Annotated in this window: 14 protein-coding genes; 4 read left to right on the top strand and 10 right to left on the bottom strand. The window is 65.9% G+C overall.

All coding sequences use genetic code 11. The annotated features are described in order from the left end of the window. Nucleotides 1-393: 393 nt before the first annotated feature. The 4 genes from G486_RS0117405 to hemC are packed head-to-tail and all read right to left on the bottom strand — an operon-like array spanning nt 394 to nt 4687. Nucleotides 394-1704, bottom strand: a complete 1311-nt coding sequence (locus G486_RS0117405; RefSeq protein ID WP_027016670.1) for a heme biosynthesis HemY N-terminal domain-containing protein — start codon at nt 1702-1704, stop codon at nt 394-396. Between the two features lie 15 nt (nt 1705-1719). Then, nucleotides 1720-2898 carry a uroporphyrinogen-III C-methyltransferase gene (locus G486_RS0117400; protein ID WP_027016669.1) on the bottom strand — a complete coding sequence of 393 codons (1179 nt, stop codon included), beginning with the start codon at nt 2896-2898 and terminating at the stop codon, nt 1720-1722. Then, nucleotides 2895-3740, bottom strand: a complete 846-nt coding sequence (locus G486_RS0117395; RefSeq protein ID WP_027016668.1) for a uroporphyrinogen-III synthase — start codon at nt 3738-3740, stop codon at nt 2895-2897. Before G486_RS0117395 ends, G486_RS0117400 begins: the two co-directional genes overlap by 4 nt. 8 nt (nt 3741-3748) lie before the next feature. Beyond that, nucleotides 3749-4687, bottom strand: coding sequence for a hydroxymethylbilane synthase (gene hemC, locus G486_RS0117390; RefSeq protein ID WP_027016667.1), 939 nt, complete (start codon nt 4685-4687; stop codon nt 3749-3751). A 77-nt stretch (nt 4688-4764) separates the two neighbouring features. On the opposite strand from hemC, the gene ppc reads away from it, so the two are divergent. Continuing rightward, complete coding sequence (gene ppc / locus G486_RS0117385) at nt 4765-7611, top strand: phosphoenolpyruvate carboxylase (protein WP_027016666.1); 2847 nt, start codon at nt 4765-4767, stop codon at nt 7609-7611. Between the two features lie 182 nt (nt 7612-7793). On the opposite strand, the gene G486_RS0117380 is transcribed toward ppc, so the two are convergent. From G486_RS0117380 to G486_RS0117355, 6 genes are all read right to left on the bottom strand, one after another. Next, entirely contained in the window at nt 7794-8222 is a 429-nt protein-coding gene (locus G486_RS0117380) for a hypothetical protein (protein WP_156920087.1), read from the bottom strand. A gap of 8 nt (nt 8223-8230) precedes the next feature. Next, nucleotides 8231-8773 carry a flagellar transcriptional regulator FlhC gene (gene flhC / locus G486_RS0117375; protein WP_027016664.1) on the bottom strand — a complete coding sequence of 181 codons (543 nt, stop codon included), beginning with the start codon at nt 8771-8773 and terminating at the stop codon, nt 8231-8233. 15 nt (nt 8774-8788) lie between these two features. Next, on the bottom strand, nt 8789-9115 hold the full coding sequence (gene flhD, locus G486_RS0117370) for a flagellar transcriptional regulator FlhD (protein WP_027016663.1): 327 nt from the start codon (nt 9113-9115) through the stop codon (nt 8789-8791). Nucleotides 9116-9392: 277 nt separating this feature from the next. Next, entirely contained in the window at nt 9393-10301 is a 909-nt protein-coding gene (locus tag G486_RS0117365; RefSeq protein WP_027016662.1) for a sulfurtransferase, read from the bottom strand. 355 nt (nt 10302-10656) lie between these two features. Next, nucleotides 10657-11550, bottom strand: coding sequence for a DMT family transporter (locus G486_RS0117360; protein ID WP_027016661.1), 894 nt, complete (start codon nt 11548-11550; stop codon nt 10657-10659). A gap of 337 nt (nt 11551-11887) precedes the next feature. Next, a complete protein-coding gene (locus G486_RS0117355; protein WP_027016660.1) occupies nt 11888-13015 on the bottom strand; it encodes an aromatic ring-hydroxylating oxygenase subunit alpha in 1128 nt (375 codons plus the stop codon). A gap of 323 nt (nt 13016-13338) precedes the next feature. Between G486_RS0117355 and xseB the strand changes: the two genes are divergently transcribed. From xseB to dxs, 3 genes are all read left to right on the top strand, one after another. Continuing rightward, nucleotides 13339-13575: an exodeoxyribonuclease VII small subunit gene (xseB, locus tag G486_RS0117350; RefSeq protein WP_027016659.1), complete on the top strand. Its 237-nt coding sequence runs from the start codon at nt 13339-13341 to the stop codon at nt 13573-13575. 20 nt (nt 13576-13595) lie between these two features. Continuing rightward, a complete protein-coding gene (locus tag G486_RS0117345; protein ID WP_407059808.1) occupies nt 13596-14516 on the top strand; it encodes a polyprenyl synthetase family protein in 921 nt (306 codons plus the stop codon). 81 nt (nt 14517-14597) lie between these two features. After that, nucleotides 14598-16484 carry a 1-deoxy-D-xylulose-5-phosphate synthase gene (gene dxs / locus G486_RS0117340; protein WP_027016657.1) on the top strand — a complete coding sequence of 629 codons (1887 nt, stop codon included), beginning with the start codon at nt 14598-14600 and terminating at the stop codon, nt 16482-16484. Nucleotides 16485-16511: the final 27 nt, after the last annotated feature.

The raw sequence follows: 16511 nt of genomic DNA, 5'->3' as shown, positions 1-16511 counted from the left end.
TGCAAGCAAGCCACAGCGCGAAGAAATCGCCCGATTTCGCTCCAACCCTTCGGGCCAGTGCCTTTGCGGGCGGTCTACAGCGTTGCGAATCCTCGCAATAGCACGGCTATTGCTGCGGTATCGCGCCTTGTATCCCATCCCGCACAGACACTGGCGCGGCACCGAGGAGATCGTAAACACGTTCTAGGAGCTGCGGCATGGTGTCCGAACACCTTGCACTGCAGCATGACTGCAGTTTAAGGAGCTGAAAAACCCAAAAAGTTCAGCCAGATTGACTGCTTGATTCAAAAAAGATGAAGAGTCTGCAGCGTATGGGCATGGCGGGATGCAGGTCTTGAAAAATGCTCACGATCTTCCCGACGCTGCGCAAGCGTAGAGATCGTGAGCAGATGCTCAGTTCTTGAACGAGGGATTGGCAGGCAGCACAGCCACGGCCTGGGCGGCATTTTTCCAGGCTGCGGCTGCGGCGTCGGTGTCGCTGCGGTGCTCGGCCATCAAGGCCAGGCGCTGCCAGGCGCGGGTGCGCAAGTCGCTCTCCTGCAGGCGTGGGGCGCTGCGCAACAGCAGTTGCTGGGCCTTGCCCCAGAGCTGGCGCTGCACGCAGGCCATGCCGGCCAGGTATTGCAGGCGTGGCTCCTGGGGTTGGGTGTTGCAGGCGGTCTCGATACGTGCGAGCCAGGCGCTGTCCAGGCCGTCCAGGCAGTTCTCCAGTACCTGGATCAGGCGCGGCAGATGGGCTTGTCCGCGCAGCCCGTCGTGCACCAGCAATTGTTCCCAGACAGGTAGCAGCCAGGAGCGGGCCTGGCCGGCTTCTCCGCCCAGGGCCATGAGGCGCGAGGCGGCGGGCAGTGCGATCTCGGGCATGGCGCGCTCTTCGCTGTCCAGTGACAGCCAGAACTGCTGCAGCTCGGAGGTATCGCGTGCCTCCTGGATGTTTTCCAGCACCAGGCCGCGCACCACGCTGGCCGAAGCTGCGGGCGAAAAGGCGCGATGCTTGGCCAGCAGGCGCGCCGTGTCCAGGGCCGTGGCGGCCTGGCCGGCCAGGCGCGAGGCCTTCAGGCGTATGCGCAGTGCAATCGTGCGCCGGCCCGCACCCTGGGGCAGCTCGCCCAGGCGGCGCAAGGCCTCGGGCGCATCGCGATCGTCAAGCGCCCAGCGTGCGGCACGCATTTGCGCGCCTTCGCGCATTTCCTTGGCCTGGGTGCTGCCATGCGCGGGCGCATCGGCCATGACCCGGTCCCAATGTGTGTCGCGTTGCGAGTGGTCCTGCAGCGCGTGCGAGGCATCGGCGGCCACCATGTGGGCCATGGCGCGCAGGCGTGCGCGGTGGATGGGGCTGATCTTGGCATCGCCCTGGGCGGCCTCCATGGTCAGCGCCATGAGAGCTGACTTGCGCGCGCGCAGAAAGCGTCCGGCCTGCAGGTGGGACAGGGCTTCGAGCAGGCCGTTGTGCATGGCACGCTCTTGCTGCAGATTGCGCCAGCTGCGCGCCAGGCGCGGCATTTGCAGCAGGGTCGAGAGGGTGCGAAGGGCGCCGTAGAGCAGGCCAAAGGCCAGGGCCATGAGCAGCAGCGCGAAATTCAGCGAGAAGTCCAGCCGGTAGGGCGGCCAGAACAAGGTGATCGAGCCCTGGTTGGAGCCCGCGAACAGGGCAACGGCCACGGCCGCTGCAAACAATCCTATGAGCCACAGTGCTGCGCGCATGGGTGGTCCTCTGGCTTAGCGGCCAGCTGCGGCCGTGGCCAGGGCTGACAGGGTCTCGTTGAGTGCAGGCTGCTCCGAGGGGTGCAGATGGGTCAGTATCTGCTGCATCTGGGCCTGCAGGGTCTGGGTGCGCCTGGATGCGGGATCGAAGTACTTCTGCACGGCAATGCTGCTGGCGGCCAGGTCGGCGCGTGCAGCCTCCCATTGACGGGAGAGCAGGGCCAGGCGTGCATTGAGCAGCTTGAGCTTGAGGTTCTCGCGCAGGAAATAGCTTTGGTCGGGGCTCAGCAGGATGGCGTCGGGCTGGTCAATGCGGCTGACGCGCACCAGGTCCTGGGTTTCCTCACGCACCGCCGCCCAGCCGCGCTCGGCCCAGGCCTGCCACCAGCGCCACTGGGTAAAGCTGGCGTCATCGTTGTCGGGCGCCGCAGTGCGCGGCGTCATGGCCGGGCCTGCGCGGCCGGCCGTTGCCGCATGGCGGCGTGCGCGCGGCTGGGCCACGGCGTTGAGCAGGGGCAACTCGTCGATCTGGCGCACCAGCTCTTCTATGCGCACCAGCAGGCCGGCCGTGTCCGTGACGCTCATGCGGGCCAGCAGGTCCAGATCGTGGTTGATGGCGCGCAGCACGGGTGCCAGGCGCGGCTGGGCTGCGCGCTCCACGCGCTGGCGCGCATTCGTGAGCACGGCGACCAGGGGCTGGGTGCTGCCCGAGAGTTCGGCCTGCTGGCGGGCCAGGCGAATCGAGGAGTCGATATCGGAGACCAGGTTCTCGTCGCGCGAGCGCGACATGCTGTGCATGAGCTCTTCGAGCTGGCTGCGCTGCAGCGTGAGCTCGGACAGGCGCGCTTCCATCACCGAGGTGCGGGCTGCGCTGTCGCGTGCCAGGTCCTGGGCGTCTCTGGCCAGGGTGCGGGCCTCGACCGACTGCGATCCCGTCTGGGCCGACTGGCGCGCGAGCTGCTCCTGGATATTGCCCAGGCGCTGCCACATGAGGCCGCTGGCAAGGAGTGCGGCCAGCGTCAGCAAGCCCAGGCCCAGCACCAGCCCCTTGCCCGCACCCGTTGGCACGGGCAGGGCCTGCGCATCCTGGGCCGAGCCTGCCGCAAAGGCTGCGGATGAGGCATGAGCTGCTGTGGCGCTGCTGGCTGGCGCAGGCGGCGGGGTCGAGCTTTCTTGCGTGGGGTCTGAACTCATGCCCGGGATTTTATAGACGCGATCACATCCTGCACCGCAGGCCGGCATAGCCCCACCAGCCCGAAGCCTGCCTGTGTGGCGCGCCGGGCAATGCGTTCATGCGTGGTCAGGGCCTGAGCCCGGCTCCAGTCCTGGCCGGGCAGTAACTGCTGCAGATTAGCAACAGCTTCCGAGCTGCTGAATAACCACAAAAAGCGGCGGCCTGCAGCCTGCTGTGCCAGCCGCCGCTGCTCTGCATTCCAGATCGGCAACTGGCGCTGATAGACAGCCAGCAGCTCGACCTGGGCGCCGGCCTCGCGCAGCCTGGCGGCCAGCCAGTCGCGGCCGGCGCCGGCCGTGGGCGCAGGCGTCTCGGCTGCCTGTCCGGGGCCGTAGAAGTTGCCAGGGCTGTCGCCGCGCACGATGAGGACGCGGTCGCCAGGGCGTATCTGTGCATGTACCTGCTGCCACAGGGTTTCGGACTCGAACTGATGCGCATCGGCCGCCGGGCCGTCGATGCGCTCGGGGCTCAGCCCCAGGGACAGCAAGGCCTTGGCCGTGCCCGGGCCTGGTGTCCATGCTCTTGTTTCAGGAGCTAAAAGCGCTTGTCCAGCAAGCGCTTCAGGTCGATTTTTCTGGAAAAAATGTTGTACCGCATTGCCACTCACGAACATGATGGCGCGATAGCCGCCGGCGCCCGCCGTGCGGTGCGCAGCTTGCAGGGCCTGGTGAGCGGCTGCGCTGTTGCAGGGGCCTATGGCCATGAGCGGCAGGGCCTGTGCGTCCAGCGCATGGTCCTGCAGCGTCTGCACCCAGCCGCTGGCGTCATGTGCCGGGCGGGTGATCAGAACGCAGGCGGGCATGACGGCTGTTATGGCTTGTCCGCAGGCTTGGCACCTGCAGCCTGCAGCAGCGCGGCCACATGCTCGCCCAGGGCGTTGGCGCTGTCGAAGTCGCGCACTTCGGCGCGCGCCTGTACGCGTACCAGGGGCAGTTTGCCTTCGGGGTCGCCCCAGGCGGCATCGAGCTGCAGCACTGGGCCGTTGAAGCGTCCATGGGCGGCCAAGGGCATGGAGCAGCTGCCGCCCATGCAGCGGCTGACCGTGCGCTCGGCCGTGACCGTGAGCCAGGTGGCCTGGTCGGCCAGGGGGGCGAGCGCGGCCACGAGGTCCTGGCGCGCGGCCAGGATTTCGATGCCCAGAGCGCCCTGGCCTGCGGCGGGCAGCATCTGCTCGGGCTCGAACTTCATGCGTATGCGATCGCCCAGCTCCAGGCGCATGAGGCCGGCGGCGGCGAGCACGATGGCGTCGTACTGGCCTTCGTCGAGCTTGCGCAGGCGGGTGTTCACATTGCCGCGCAGCGGCTCTATCCTGAGATCGGGGCGCAGCGCCTGCAGCAGGGCCTGGCGGCGCAGGCTGGAGGTGCCGACCACGGCGCCCTGGGGGAGCTCGTCAAGGCTTGCGTAGCGCGGGGAGACAAAGGCGTCGCGCGGGTCTTCGCGCTGCATCACGCAGGCCAGCGCAAAGCCCTGGGGCAGCTCCATGGGCACGTCCTTGAGAGAGTGCACGGCGATATGGGCGCGGCCTTCTTCGAGGGCCACTTCGAGCTCCTTGACGAACAAGCCCTTGCCGCCGACCTTGGAGAGGGTGCGGTCCAGTATCTGGTCGCCGCGTGTGGTCATGCCCAGCAATTCGACCGCATGGCCGCGTTCTTGTAACAAGGCTTGAACATGCCGTGCCTGCCACAGGGCCAGCTGGCTCTCGCGCGTGGCGATGACAAGGGAGGTGGGGGAGCTGGATTCTGTGTTCATCTCTGACCTTGGGGGAACAAGGGATGCTAGCATGCTGCGCCGCAGTAACCCATAACTGACACTCAGGAGACACATTGATGGCATCCCCCTCCCGCAAGAGCAGCGCGCCAGCTGTGCGAGATGAGAAAACCGTGCGCCGAGTCGACAAGGATCAGCCGCTGATAGAGGACATCCGTCTTCTGGGCCGCATTCTGGGCGACGTGATTCGCGAGCAGGAGGGCGTGGCCGCGTTCGATTTGATCGAACAGGTGCGCCAGTTGTCGGTGAGTTTCCGGCGCGATGCCGACGAGTCGGCGGACAAGACGCTCAAGCGTCTGCTCAAGGGGCTGACGGCCGACCAGACGGTGAGCGTGATCCGCGCCTTCACCTACTTCAGCCATCTCGCAAACCTGGCCGAGGACCGGCACCACATACGCCGCCGCGCGGTGCACGAGCGTGCGGGCAATACCCAGGAAGGCAGCATCGAGGTGGCGCTGGCGCGCCTGCGCTGGGCCGGCATCTCGGCAGGCGCCGTGGCCCAGACGCTGGCGCAAAGCTATGTCTCGCCCGTGCTCACGGCCCACCCCACGGAAGTGCAGCGCCAGAGCATTCTGGTGGCCGAGCGCGAGATCTCCCAGCTGCTGGCCGCGCGCGAGGACATCGAGGTGCGCGCCCAGCTCTACAACAGCGCCAAGGATGCGCTCACGCCGCGCGAGCTCGCGCGCAACGAGGAGCAGCTGCGCGCGCTGGTGAGCCAGCTGTGGCAGACGCGGCTGCTGCGCTACTCCAAGCTCACCGTGGCCGACGAGATCGAGAACGCGCTGTCCTACTACGAGGCCACGTTTCTGCGCGAGATTCCCAAGCTCTATGCGCACCTGGAGCAGGAGCTGGGCAATACGCCGCCCATCCACAGCTTTCTGCGCATGGGGCACTGGATTGGCGGCGACCGCGACGGCAACCCCAACGTCACGGCCGCGAGCCTGGATCTGGCGCTGTCGCGCCAGGCCGAAGTGGCGCTGCGCCACTATCTGCGTGAAGTGCATTACCTGGGCGGCGAGCTGTCGCTGTCGCTGCGCCTGGCCGACATCTCGCCCGAGATGCAGGAGCTGGCCCAGCGCTCGCCCGATGTCAGCGAGCACCGCGCCGACGAGCCCTACCGCCGTGCGCTGACCGGCGTCTATGCGCGCCTGGCGGCCACGCTCAAGGGCCTCACGGGCGGGGAGGCCGCGCGCCATGCGGTGGCGCCGCAGAACGCCTATGCCTCGGCCCAGGAGTTCCTTGCCGATCTGAAGATCATCGACGCCTCGCTCAGCGGCAACCACGGCCAGGCCCTGGCTGCGCAGCGCCTGCGCCCGCTGATGCGCGCCGTGCAGGTGTTCGGCTTTCACCTGGCGACGGTGGATCTGCGCCAGAGCTCGGACAAGCACGAGGAGGTCGTGGCCGAACTGCTGGCCAAGGCCCGCATCGAGCCCGCCTACAGCGCGCTGCCGGAAGACGCCAAGTGCACGCTGCTGATCCGCCTGCTCGAGGATGCGCGCCCGCTGCGCGTGGTGGGCGCCGAATACTCGGCCCACAGCCAGGGCGAGCTGGCCATCTTCGAGGCTGCCAAGCGCCTGCGCGAGACCCTGGGCGCCCAGGCCATACGCCATTGCATCATCAGCCATACCGAGTCGGTCAGCGATCTGCTCGAAGTGCTGCTGCTGCAAAAGGAGACCGGTCTGCTGCGCGGCACGCTGGACGAGGATGCGTTCGGCGACGTCATCGTTGTGCCGCTGTTCGAGACCATCGAGGACCTGCGCGGCGCGGCCGCCATCATGCGCCGCTACTATGCGCTGCCCGGCGTGGCCGCCATGGTCCAGCGCAGCGGCGGCGAGCAGGACATCATGCTCGGCTACAGCGACAGCAACAAGGACGGCGGCATCTTCACCAGCAATTGGGAGCTGTACCGCGCCGAGATTGCGCTGGTGGAGCTGTTCGACGAGCTGGCCGACAGCCATGGCATACGCCTGCGCATGTTCCACGGCCGCGGCGGCACCGTGGGCCGTGGCGGCGGCCCCAGCTACCAGGCCATCCTGGCCCAGCCCCCGGGCACGGTGCGCGGTCAGATCCGGCTGACCGAGCAGGGCGAGGTCATCGCCTCCAAGTACGCGAATCCCGAGATCGGTCGGCGCAACCTCGAAACCCTGGTCGCGGCCACGCTGGAGGCCACGCTGCTGCAGCCCACCAAGGCCGCGAGCCGCGCCTTTCTCGATGCGGCGGCCTTTCTGTCCCAGGCCAGCATGGACGCCTACCGCCACCTGGTCTACGAGACGCCGGGCTTTACCAGTTACTTTTTCAGCAGCACGCCGATACGCGAGATCGCCGAGCTCAACATCGGCTCGCGCCCGGCCTCGCGCAAGCCCAGCCAGAAGATCGAGGACCTGCGCGCCATCCCCTGGGGATTCAGCTGGGGCCAGTGCCGGCTCACGCTGCCCGGCTGGTACGGCTTTGGCGCGGCCGTGAAGGCCTTTGTCGAGCAGCCCGGCAAGGACGCCAAGACCCAGTGGGCGCTGCTGCAGCGCATGTACAAGCAGTGGCCGTTCTTTCGCGCGCTGCTGTCCAACATGGACATGGTGCTGGCCAAGAGCGATCTGAACCTGGCCTCGCGCTACAGCGAGCTGGTGGCCGACACGCGGCTGCGCCGGCGCATCTTCAGCGCCATCGAGCTTGAGTGGCAGAGCACGGTGGATGCGCTGGTGCAGATCACCGGGGACAAGGAGCGCCTGGCCCACAACTCGGCGCTGGCGCGCTCCATACGCCACCGCTTCCCCTACATCGATCCGCTGAACCACCTGCAGGTGGAGCTGGTGCGGCGCTGGCGCGCGGGCCAGACCGATGACCGGGTGAAGAACGGCATCCACCTGTCCATCAACGGGATTGCGGCCGGGGTGAGAAATACCGGCTGAGCTTTAGAACGTGTTTACGTTCTTGATGCCGGCCCATGCCGGCTCTTCAAAAAGAGAGCTGCTAGCGCACGCTGTATCCGGCTTTCAGATGCTTTCAATGCTGAGATCTAGATGGGGAGAGCGCTAGCAGCTCTCTTTTTTGTATCTGTATTTGCGCTTTCGTGGAGGCGACGGTGCGCAGATCAGCCCGGGTCCTGGGGCAGATGCAGCCAGCCCTGCATGGTCTCCATGGCGCGGCGCTCGGACTCGGCCAGCGGCTCGTGGGCGAGCCTGCGCAGCTCGCGCAGGACCTGCTCGGTGCCGAACATCTGGCCCAGGTAATAGGGCAACTGTTTCACGCTGGGCTCGTAGCGAGGCAGGCAGGCGCGCAGCACCGAGCCCAGGTCGAGCTTGGCCTGGGGCTGCAGCGTGAGAAGCAGGCGGCCCGCCAGCCTCTGGGCATCGGAGCCCGTCGGCGGGGGGGAGCCATGTGTGAAAACCTTGAGCAGCCCCAGTGCGACCTGGGGCTGGCTGTGCTCGCTCAGCAGCGAGTGCAACTGAGCGAACAGTTGAGGATTGGTCTGATTTGAGGCGCTGTCTGTGATCAGGGCGGTTATCTCGGAAGCTCTCATGTCCCTGTTCAGTGCAGCATCAGCGAACCCGAGCTCTTGCTCTTGCCGGCGCGCGCGGGAGGATTGCAAAGCCCGCACAGGTAATGGCGCCCGTTTTCGTAGGGCTCGGTCACGAACTGCCCCTTGCAGGCCGAGCAGGGCGTGCGCGTGAGCATCTGCGCATCGACGAACTTCACCAGGCGCCAGGCGCGGGTAAAGGACAGCAGCGCATCCAGCTCGGCCGTCTGGATCTGCTCGGTATAAAGCCTGTAGGCCCGGGTCAGGTGATCGACAAAGTCGAGCTCGGCGCCCTTGGACAGGTACTCGTAGATGTTGAGGAACAGCGAGCTGTGGATGTTTTCCTGCCAGGTCAGAAACCAGTCGGTGGAAAACGGCAACTGGCCCTTGGACGGGGACTTGCCCGCGATCTCCTTGTACAGGCGGATCAGGCGCTCGTAGGACAGCGTGGTCTCGGATTCCAGCACCTGCATGCGCGCGCCCATGGCAATCAGCAGGGCGGCACGTTCGATCTGCCGGGATTCGTTGAGTACGCTTTTGGGCGGGGTCGACATGGGCGGCTCCTGGCTTCAGAGGACTTCGGTGATGTGGCTGGCCATCAGGATGTTGGCGTGCAGCGTATTGGTGGCGCTGTTGCCGACCTTGTTGCTGCTGTGGTTGGTCAGCAGGCTCCAGACCATTTCATCGTTCACGCGAAAGCTGGCCAAAAGGGTGTTGCGCGCTGCGAGCTTGAGCACCTGGGCCGAAGACAGAGCGGCCAGAAGATCGCAGGATTCCTGGTTCAGGCCCAGACGGAACACGGCCTCGGCCCGGTCCTCGCGGATCAGGGTCTGGGCCAGCATCAAGTACGTGAGATTGGTTTCACGTATCTCGGCAAGAATTTGTTCGTTGTTCATAGGGCCCTCCTGTTGGCAAGTTCTGTCAGTCGCAACTTCTGACATAGACAAGGTGTTGAACTTGTTGCGATGTGTTGAGGAGGATTTTGTTGGAGCCGGCCAAAGAACTGTAGTCAGGCTTGGGCTGCGCGCCATGTCTGGTTGTGCAGCCGCTCTTGTAGGGCTCGGCCTACAAGCCTGCAGGGCAATGCGAAAAAAACCAGGGCTGCCACGGGCCAGGTCCAAGGTCGCAATGCCTGCCATTGTGGCGCGGGCCATGTCCGCGCCATGGGGGAAACTAGCCGCGCTCCACGGGCCTCTTCGGATCGCTGCACCACTCGCTCCAGCTGCCCGCGAACAGGCGCGTGGCGGGCAGGCCTGCAATGCGCATGGCCAGCAGATTGGGCAGGGCGCTGACGCCGCTGCCGCACTGGTGGACCACGCTGGCGGGGGCGCGTTCGGCCAGCAGTTGCTCGAACTCCGCGCGCAGCAGGGCCGCAGGCTTGAAGCGGCCGTCCAGCGCGATGTTTTCGCTGAACGGGCGGTTCAGGGCTCCGGGGATATGGCCGGCCACGGGGTCCAGCGGCTCGACCTCGCCGCGGTAGCGCGCCGGTGCACGTGCATCGATGACGGTCTGCGCGGGCCGGCCCAGATCCTCCAGCACCTGGGCTGCGCTCACCAGTTGCTGCAGCGGCTGGCCGAGCTCGAAGTTGCTTGCGAAATGCGTGCTCTCCTCGCCCTGGGCCAGGGGCTGGCCTGCGGCCTGCCAGGCCTGCAGGCCGCCATCGAGCACGGCCACATGTGCGTGGCCCGCCCACTGCAGCATCCACCACAGGCGGGCGCAGTAGTTGGCACCGTTGCGGTCATAGACCACGGCCTGCATGCCGTTGTCAAAGCCTGTGCTGGACAGCCAGGCCGCAAAGTGCTCGCGGCTGGGCAGGGGGTGGCGCCCGCCCGATGCGGCCTGGCTGCTGCTGAGCACCGTGCCGTGCGCGCCGGGAGCGCCGTGTTTGGCGCTGAGGTTCTGCTCCAGATCGGCGAAGACGGCGCCTGGAATATGGGCCTGGAGATACTGCTCGCGCCCGGCCTGAGGCTGGGCGAGGTCGAAGCTGCAGTCGAACACCATGAGCGGCTGGCCGCCTGCCTGCAAGCGAGCCAGTTGCTCCACGGAAATCAGGGTTTCAAAAAAGCTGCTGGCGCTGTTCATGGCTTGACTCTTTCTGACAAAGATCCATGAATTATGCGTGCAGCCTTGCGGGTCGTCTTGCCGCGCTCAGAACGTGTTCACGATCTCTACGCTGCCGCGTTGGAGCGCAATCGGGATGAGTTCAAAGCGATGGGGCGCAGCTTGCACCGGGGTGCAAGCAAGCTTTAGCGCTAGAAAATAGCCCGATTTCGCTCCAACCCTTCGGGCCAGTGCCTTTGCGGGCGGTCTGCAGCGTTGCGAATCCTCGCAATAGCACGGCTATTGCTGCGGTGTCGCGCCTTGCATCCCATCCCGCACAGACACTGGCGCGGCACCGAGGAGATCGTAAACACGTTCTCAGAACGTGTTCACGATCTCAGGAACGTGAACGCAAGGCCGTGGCCAGCACGGCGCTGCCCACGATGAGCGCAATTCCCGCCCAGCCGATCAGGGGTACGCGCTCGCCGAACAGCACCAGGCTGAGCAGGGCAGAGAACACAATGCCCGAATACTGGAGATTGGCCACGACCAGGGTGTTGCGGCTGTTGCTGGCCGAGGCGTAGGCCGCAGTCAAGCAGATCTGCGCCACGGCCGCCAGCAGGCCCGTGGGCAGCAGCCACAGCGCGCTCCAGCCGGGCCAGGGGGAGACGGCTCCCGTGGCCAGCATGGTGAATCCGCCCACCACGGACGAGCCCAGCGCGAAATAAAACACCACGCGCGCCTCGGGCTCACCCATGCGCGACAGCGTCACCACCTGCAGATAGGCCATGGCTGCGAAGATGCCGCCAAATAGCCCCACGGCGCTGGCCAGCCATTGCTGGGGCGCGGCCTCGGGGCGCAGCACCAGCACCACGCCCGCAAAGCCCGTGACCACCGTGGCCACCAGGGCCCAGGCAAAGGGCGGCAGCCGACCCCCGTTTTTGCGCATCTGCTGGCGCAGCCACAGGCCTTTGACGACCAGAAAGGCCGCCAGCCAGATGCTGCTCATGGAGTTGAGGGTGGCTGCCGTTGCCAGAGGCAGATGGCCGATGGCGAAGAACCAGGCGCTCATGGAGATCACGCCCACAAAGCTGCGCCAAGCATGCTGGCCCGGATAGTCGGTCCGCAGGCTCACGCCCTGGCGGCGTGCAAGCCACCACAGCGCCAGCATGCTCACAAAGCCGCGGTAGAAGACGATCTCCGCAGCATTGAAGTCCTGGGAAGCAAATTTCACGCACACGCTCATGAGCGCGAAAACAAAGGCCGCGGCCACCATCCACAGGGCTTGCATATTCAATTGGTTTTTTGCTTGGGGCGTGGGAGTGCCAAGCTGTGAGGTTGGTGAGTCAATCGTGCTGAGACGCCAATAACAGCCCCTCATGCGTTGTTGCTAGCCCTTGCCGTACCAAAGTACTGTCTGCAGGCCAGGCGCCTGGCCTGAGGGGCTGTCTTGGCGTTGTGGGGGAGGTCGAGCGTCCGCTGCGCTTCTCAAGCCCGCTCTGGCAGAAATTCGGAACCCTTGCTGCTTCGTGCACAGCGTTTGAAACCGGCGCGGCCCCAGGGGCAGCGAGCAAGGGCCGCCCCGCAGCGAGGCTGCCGCCCCCTGGGGGGAAGGCGCCAAAGGCGCCTCAGGGGGAGGACATCCTCCCTCGATACCATTCATGAAAATGCTGCATGCCGTCTTCCATGGGGCTCTGGTAGGGGCCGACCTCGTTGTCGCCGCGCATGAACAAGGCCTTGCGGCCTGCGTCCATGCGCTCGGCAATCTCGTCGTCCTCGATGCAGGTCTCCATATAGGCGGCCTTCTGGGCCTCGACGAACTCGGGCTCGAAGGCCGCAATCTCCTCGGGATAGTAGAACTCCACCACGTTGAGCGTCTTGTCCACGGCCAGCGGGTGCAGCGTGGAGACCGTGAGCACATGGGGATACCACTCCACCATGATGTGCGGGTAGTAGGTCAGCCAGATCGCGCCGCGCTCGGGCAGCTCGCCATTGCGGTATTGCAGCAGCACCTCGTGCCACTTCCTGTAGATGTCGGAGCCGGGCTGGCCGAAGCTGGGCGCCACGCCCACGGTCTGCACCGAATACTCCTTGGCGAACTCCCACTCCAGATCGTCGCAGGTCACGAAGTTGCCCAGGCCCGGGTGGAACGGGCCCACGTGGTAGTCCTCCAGATAGACCTCGATGAAGGTCTTCCAGTTGTAGTTGCACTCGTGCATCTCCACATGGCTGAGCACAAAGCCGTCGAAGCTCAGCTGCTCGCGCAGCTTCATGCCTGCAAGATCGGCCTCTATGTCGCGGCCGTTGTCCTCGAACAGCAGGCCGTTCCATTCGCGCAGCCCGTAGTTGTTGAGGTTCAGGCAGGGATCGTGGCTGAAGTGGGGCGCGCCCAGCAGCTCGCCGCTGGTGCTGTAGGTCCAGCGGTGCAGGGGGCAGACGATGTTGCCGCCCGCATGGCCCTTGCCCTCGGTCAGCAGATTGCCCCGGCCCCTGAGCATGATGGCCTGGCGGTGGCGGCAGACGTTGGAGATCAGCTCTATCTGGCCCCTGGCGTTGCGCACCAGCGCCCGGCCCTCCTGCTCCTGGGGCAGGGCATGGTAGTCGCCGATCTCGGGGACGGCCAGCGCATGGCCGACATAGCGTGGGCCGGGTTTGAAGATGCTCTCCAACTCGCGCTGGAACAGCGCCTGGTCGAAGTAGCTGGAAACTGGTAGTTGGCTTGCGGCCTGCTGCAGTTGAAGACTTAAATCAGTCATGGATGACCTGACCTAAAGACTCCCCACAGGGAGGGTGCGCGTGCGCACAGGATGGGAAAACAAAACCGGCCTTGCTGGAACATGGGGCATCGCGGAATGCAGGACTGCACATTGCCGGAGGCCGGGCCATAAGACCAATCAGGGCCGGTTAGACGGGAATGGGATTATAGGTGGTGGGGTTATTTCCGGGAGTTTGCTACGTGTATTGAGGACTTTGACCCCCTGCGCCAGCGAAAGGCCCTGGACGCCGGGCCTGCATGTTGGCTGCACCGATCCGGAGCACGGCCTAAAATCGTCGCTTTGCCACAACGCACTTTTTGCTCATGCCACGTGCCGCCCCCAAGGCTTCTGCCGAGCCCTCCAGTTATGAAGCCGCGCTGCAGGAGCTGGAGCAGTTGATTGCCAGCGTAGAGTCGGGCCAGTTGCCGCTGGAGCAGATGCTGGCCGGCTACCAGCGTGCAGCCCTGCTGCTCAACTACTGCCGGAGCAAGCTCGACGCGGTGCAGGATCAGGTCAAAGTATTGGACGAGGGGGCGCTGGCTCCCTGGAATCAGGAGTGAAGCTAGCAATGAGTGCCGTGATGAGCGCAGTGACGAGTCTGCCAGCGCTGGATTCCCAGGCCTGGATGCAACAGCGCCTGGAGCGCACGGAGCAGGCCTTGTCCCTCTGGGTGGGCGTGGATGCGCCCGCAGGTCTGGGCGAGGCCATGCGCTATGCCGTGCTTGATGGTGGCAAGCGTCTGCGCCCCTTGCTGGTCTGGGCTGCGGCCGAGGCCGTGGGCGGCCTGGAGCCTGCGGCCCTGCGCGCAGGCTGCGCCGTGGAGCTCATCCATGCCTATTCCCTGGTGCATGACGACATGCCCTGCATGGACAACGATGTGCTGCGCCGTGGCAAGCCCACGGTGCATGTGGGCTTTGGCGAGGCTGCGGCCCTGCTCGCCGGCGATGCGTTGCAGGCCCTGGCCTTCGAGCTGCTGGTGCCCGATGCCGCGCAAGAGCCTTTGATGACGGCCAGCCTGCAGGCCCGGCTGTGCCGGCTGCTGGGCCGTGCGGCCGGGGCCCATGGCATGGCTGGCGGCCAGGCCATCGACCTGGCCAGCGTAGGCCTGCAACTGGGCGAGGCCCAGTTGCGCGAAATGCACCGCCTCAAGACCGGCGCCCTGCTGCAGGCCAGCGTGCTCATGGGCGCGGCCTGCAACGAGGCCGTGGCGCCCAAGGCCTGGCAGGCCCTGTCCAGCTACGGACAGGTTTTGGGCGTGGCCTTCCAGGTCGTGGACGATATTCTCGATGTGGTGGCAGATTCGGCCACGCTGGGCAAGACGGCGGGCAAGGATGCGGCGAATGACAAGCCCACCTATGTCTCCCTGCTGGGACTGGACAGGGCACGCGCCCATGCCGACGAGCTTTGCGCTCAGGCCCACGAGGCTCTGCAGGCCAGCGGGTTGCCCGACACCCGGGCCCTGGCGGCCCTGGCCGATATGGTGGTGCGCCGCAGCCACTGACAGTCGCGGCCTGGGCCGCATGGTTTTAATGGCCGCTAGCGCTTGATGGGTAAGCGCAGGCAGCTATCAAAAAAGCAAAGCATGACCACGAACAACTATTCCCTGCTCACAAGCATCGACGATCCTGCGGATCTGCGAGGCCTGTCGCGTGCCGAGCTCAAGACCCTGGCCCAGCAACTGCGTGCCTATGTGCTGGAGAGCGTCTCCAAGACCGGCGGTCATCTGAGCTCCAACCTGGGCACGGTGGAGCTCACCGTGGCCTTGCACGCGGTCTTCGATACGCCCCGCGACCGCATCGTCTGGGACGTGGGCCACCAGACCTATCCGCACAAGATTCTCACGGGCCGGCGCGAGCGCATGGCCTCGCTGCGTCAGCTCGGCGGACTCTCGGGCTTTCCGCTGCGCAGTGAAAGCGAATATGACGCCTTCGGCACGGCGCACTCTTCGACCAGCATCTCTGCGGCTCTGGGCATGGCTCTGGCGGCCAAGCAAAAGGGCGACAGCCGGCATGCGATCGCCGTGATCGGCGACGGCGCGATGACGGCCGGCATGGCCTTCGAGGCGCTGAACAACGGCGGTGTGGCCGACGCCAACCTGCTGGTCATACTCAACGACAACGACATGAGCATCAGCCCGCCCGTGGGCGCGCTCAACCGCTATCTGGCCCAGCTCATGAGCGGGCGCTTCTACGCCCGGGCGCGCGATGTGGGCAAGAGCGTGCTCAAGCAGGTGCCGCCCTTGCTGGAGCTGGCCAAGCGCCTGGAGCAGCAGGCCAAGGGCATGGTGGTGCCTGCGACCATGTTCGAGCAGTTCGGCTTCAACTACATAGGCCCGATCGACGGCCATGACCTCGATTCGCTGATTCCCACGCTGGAGAACATCAAAAGCCTCAAGGGGCCGCAGTTCCTGCACGTGGTCACCAAGAAGGGCCAGGGCTACAAGCTCGCCGAGGCCGACCCCGTGGCCTACCACGGCCCGGGCAAGTTCGATCCCAGCGTAGGCCTGGTCAAGCCAGCGACCCCGCCCAAGCAGACCTTCACCCAGGTCTTCGGGAGCTGGCTGTGCGACATGGCCGGGCAGGACAAGCGTCTGGCCGGCATCACCCCGGCCATGCGCGAGGGCTCGGGCATGGTGGAGTTCCATCAGCGCTTTCCCGATCGCTATCACGATGTGGGCATTGCCGAGCAGCATGCCGTGACCTTTGCGGCCGGCATGGCCTGCGAAGGGCTCAAGCCCGTGGTTGCGATCTATTCGACCTTTCTGCAGCGTGCCTACGACCAGCTGATCCACGACGTGGCCCTGCAGAACCTGCCCGTGGTGTTTGCGCTCGACCGCGCAGGCCTGGTCGGCGCCGATGGTGCGACCCATGCGGGCAATTACGACATCGCCTTTGTGCGCTGCATTCCCAATATGAGCATGGCCTGCCCGGCCGACGAGCGCGAATGCCGCCAACTGCTGAGCACGGCCTACGAGCAGAACCATCCCGTGTGCGTGCGCTATCCGCGCGGCGCAGGCGTGGGCGTGGAGCCGCTCAAGAGCCTGCAAGGCCTGCCGTTTGGCAAGGGCGAGATACGCCGTGAATCCGCTGCGAAGCAGGTCGCCATCCTGGCCTTCGGCACCTTGCTTCACCCGGCCCTGGCCGCAGCCGAAGCACTGGATGCCACGGTGGCGAATATGCGCTGGGCCAAGCCGCTGGACAAGGAGCTGGTGCTCAAGCTGGCTGCCGAACACGCGCTCATCGTGACCGTGGAGGACGGCTGCATCATGGGCGGAGCCGGCAGCGCCGTCATGGAGGCCATGCAGGCCGCGGGCATGGTGCGCCCCGTGCTCCAGCTGGGCTTGCCCGATGCATTCATCGAGCATGGCGACCCCGCGAAGCTGCTGTCCCTGCAGGGGCTGGATGCCGCAGGCATAGAGGCTTCGATCCGCGCGCGTCTGGACCCTGCCCGGGTGCCTGCTGCGGCCTGATTTCCAGGCTCTGCGGCCCAAAGCTTG

The organism is Comamonas composti DSM 21721 (genome assembly GCF_000429845.1).
Taxonomy (GTDB): Bacteria; Pseudomonadota; Gammaproteobacteria; order Burkholderiales; family Burkholderiaceae_C; genus Comamonas; species Comamonas composti.
The sequence above is the reverse complement of the archived record's forward strand: the minus strand, read 5'-3'. Positions and strand labels throughout refer to the sequence as shown.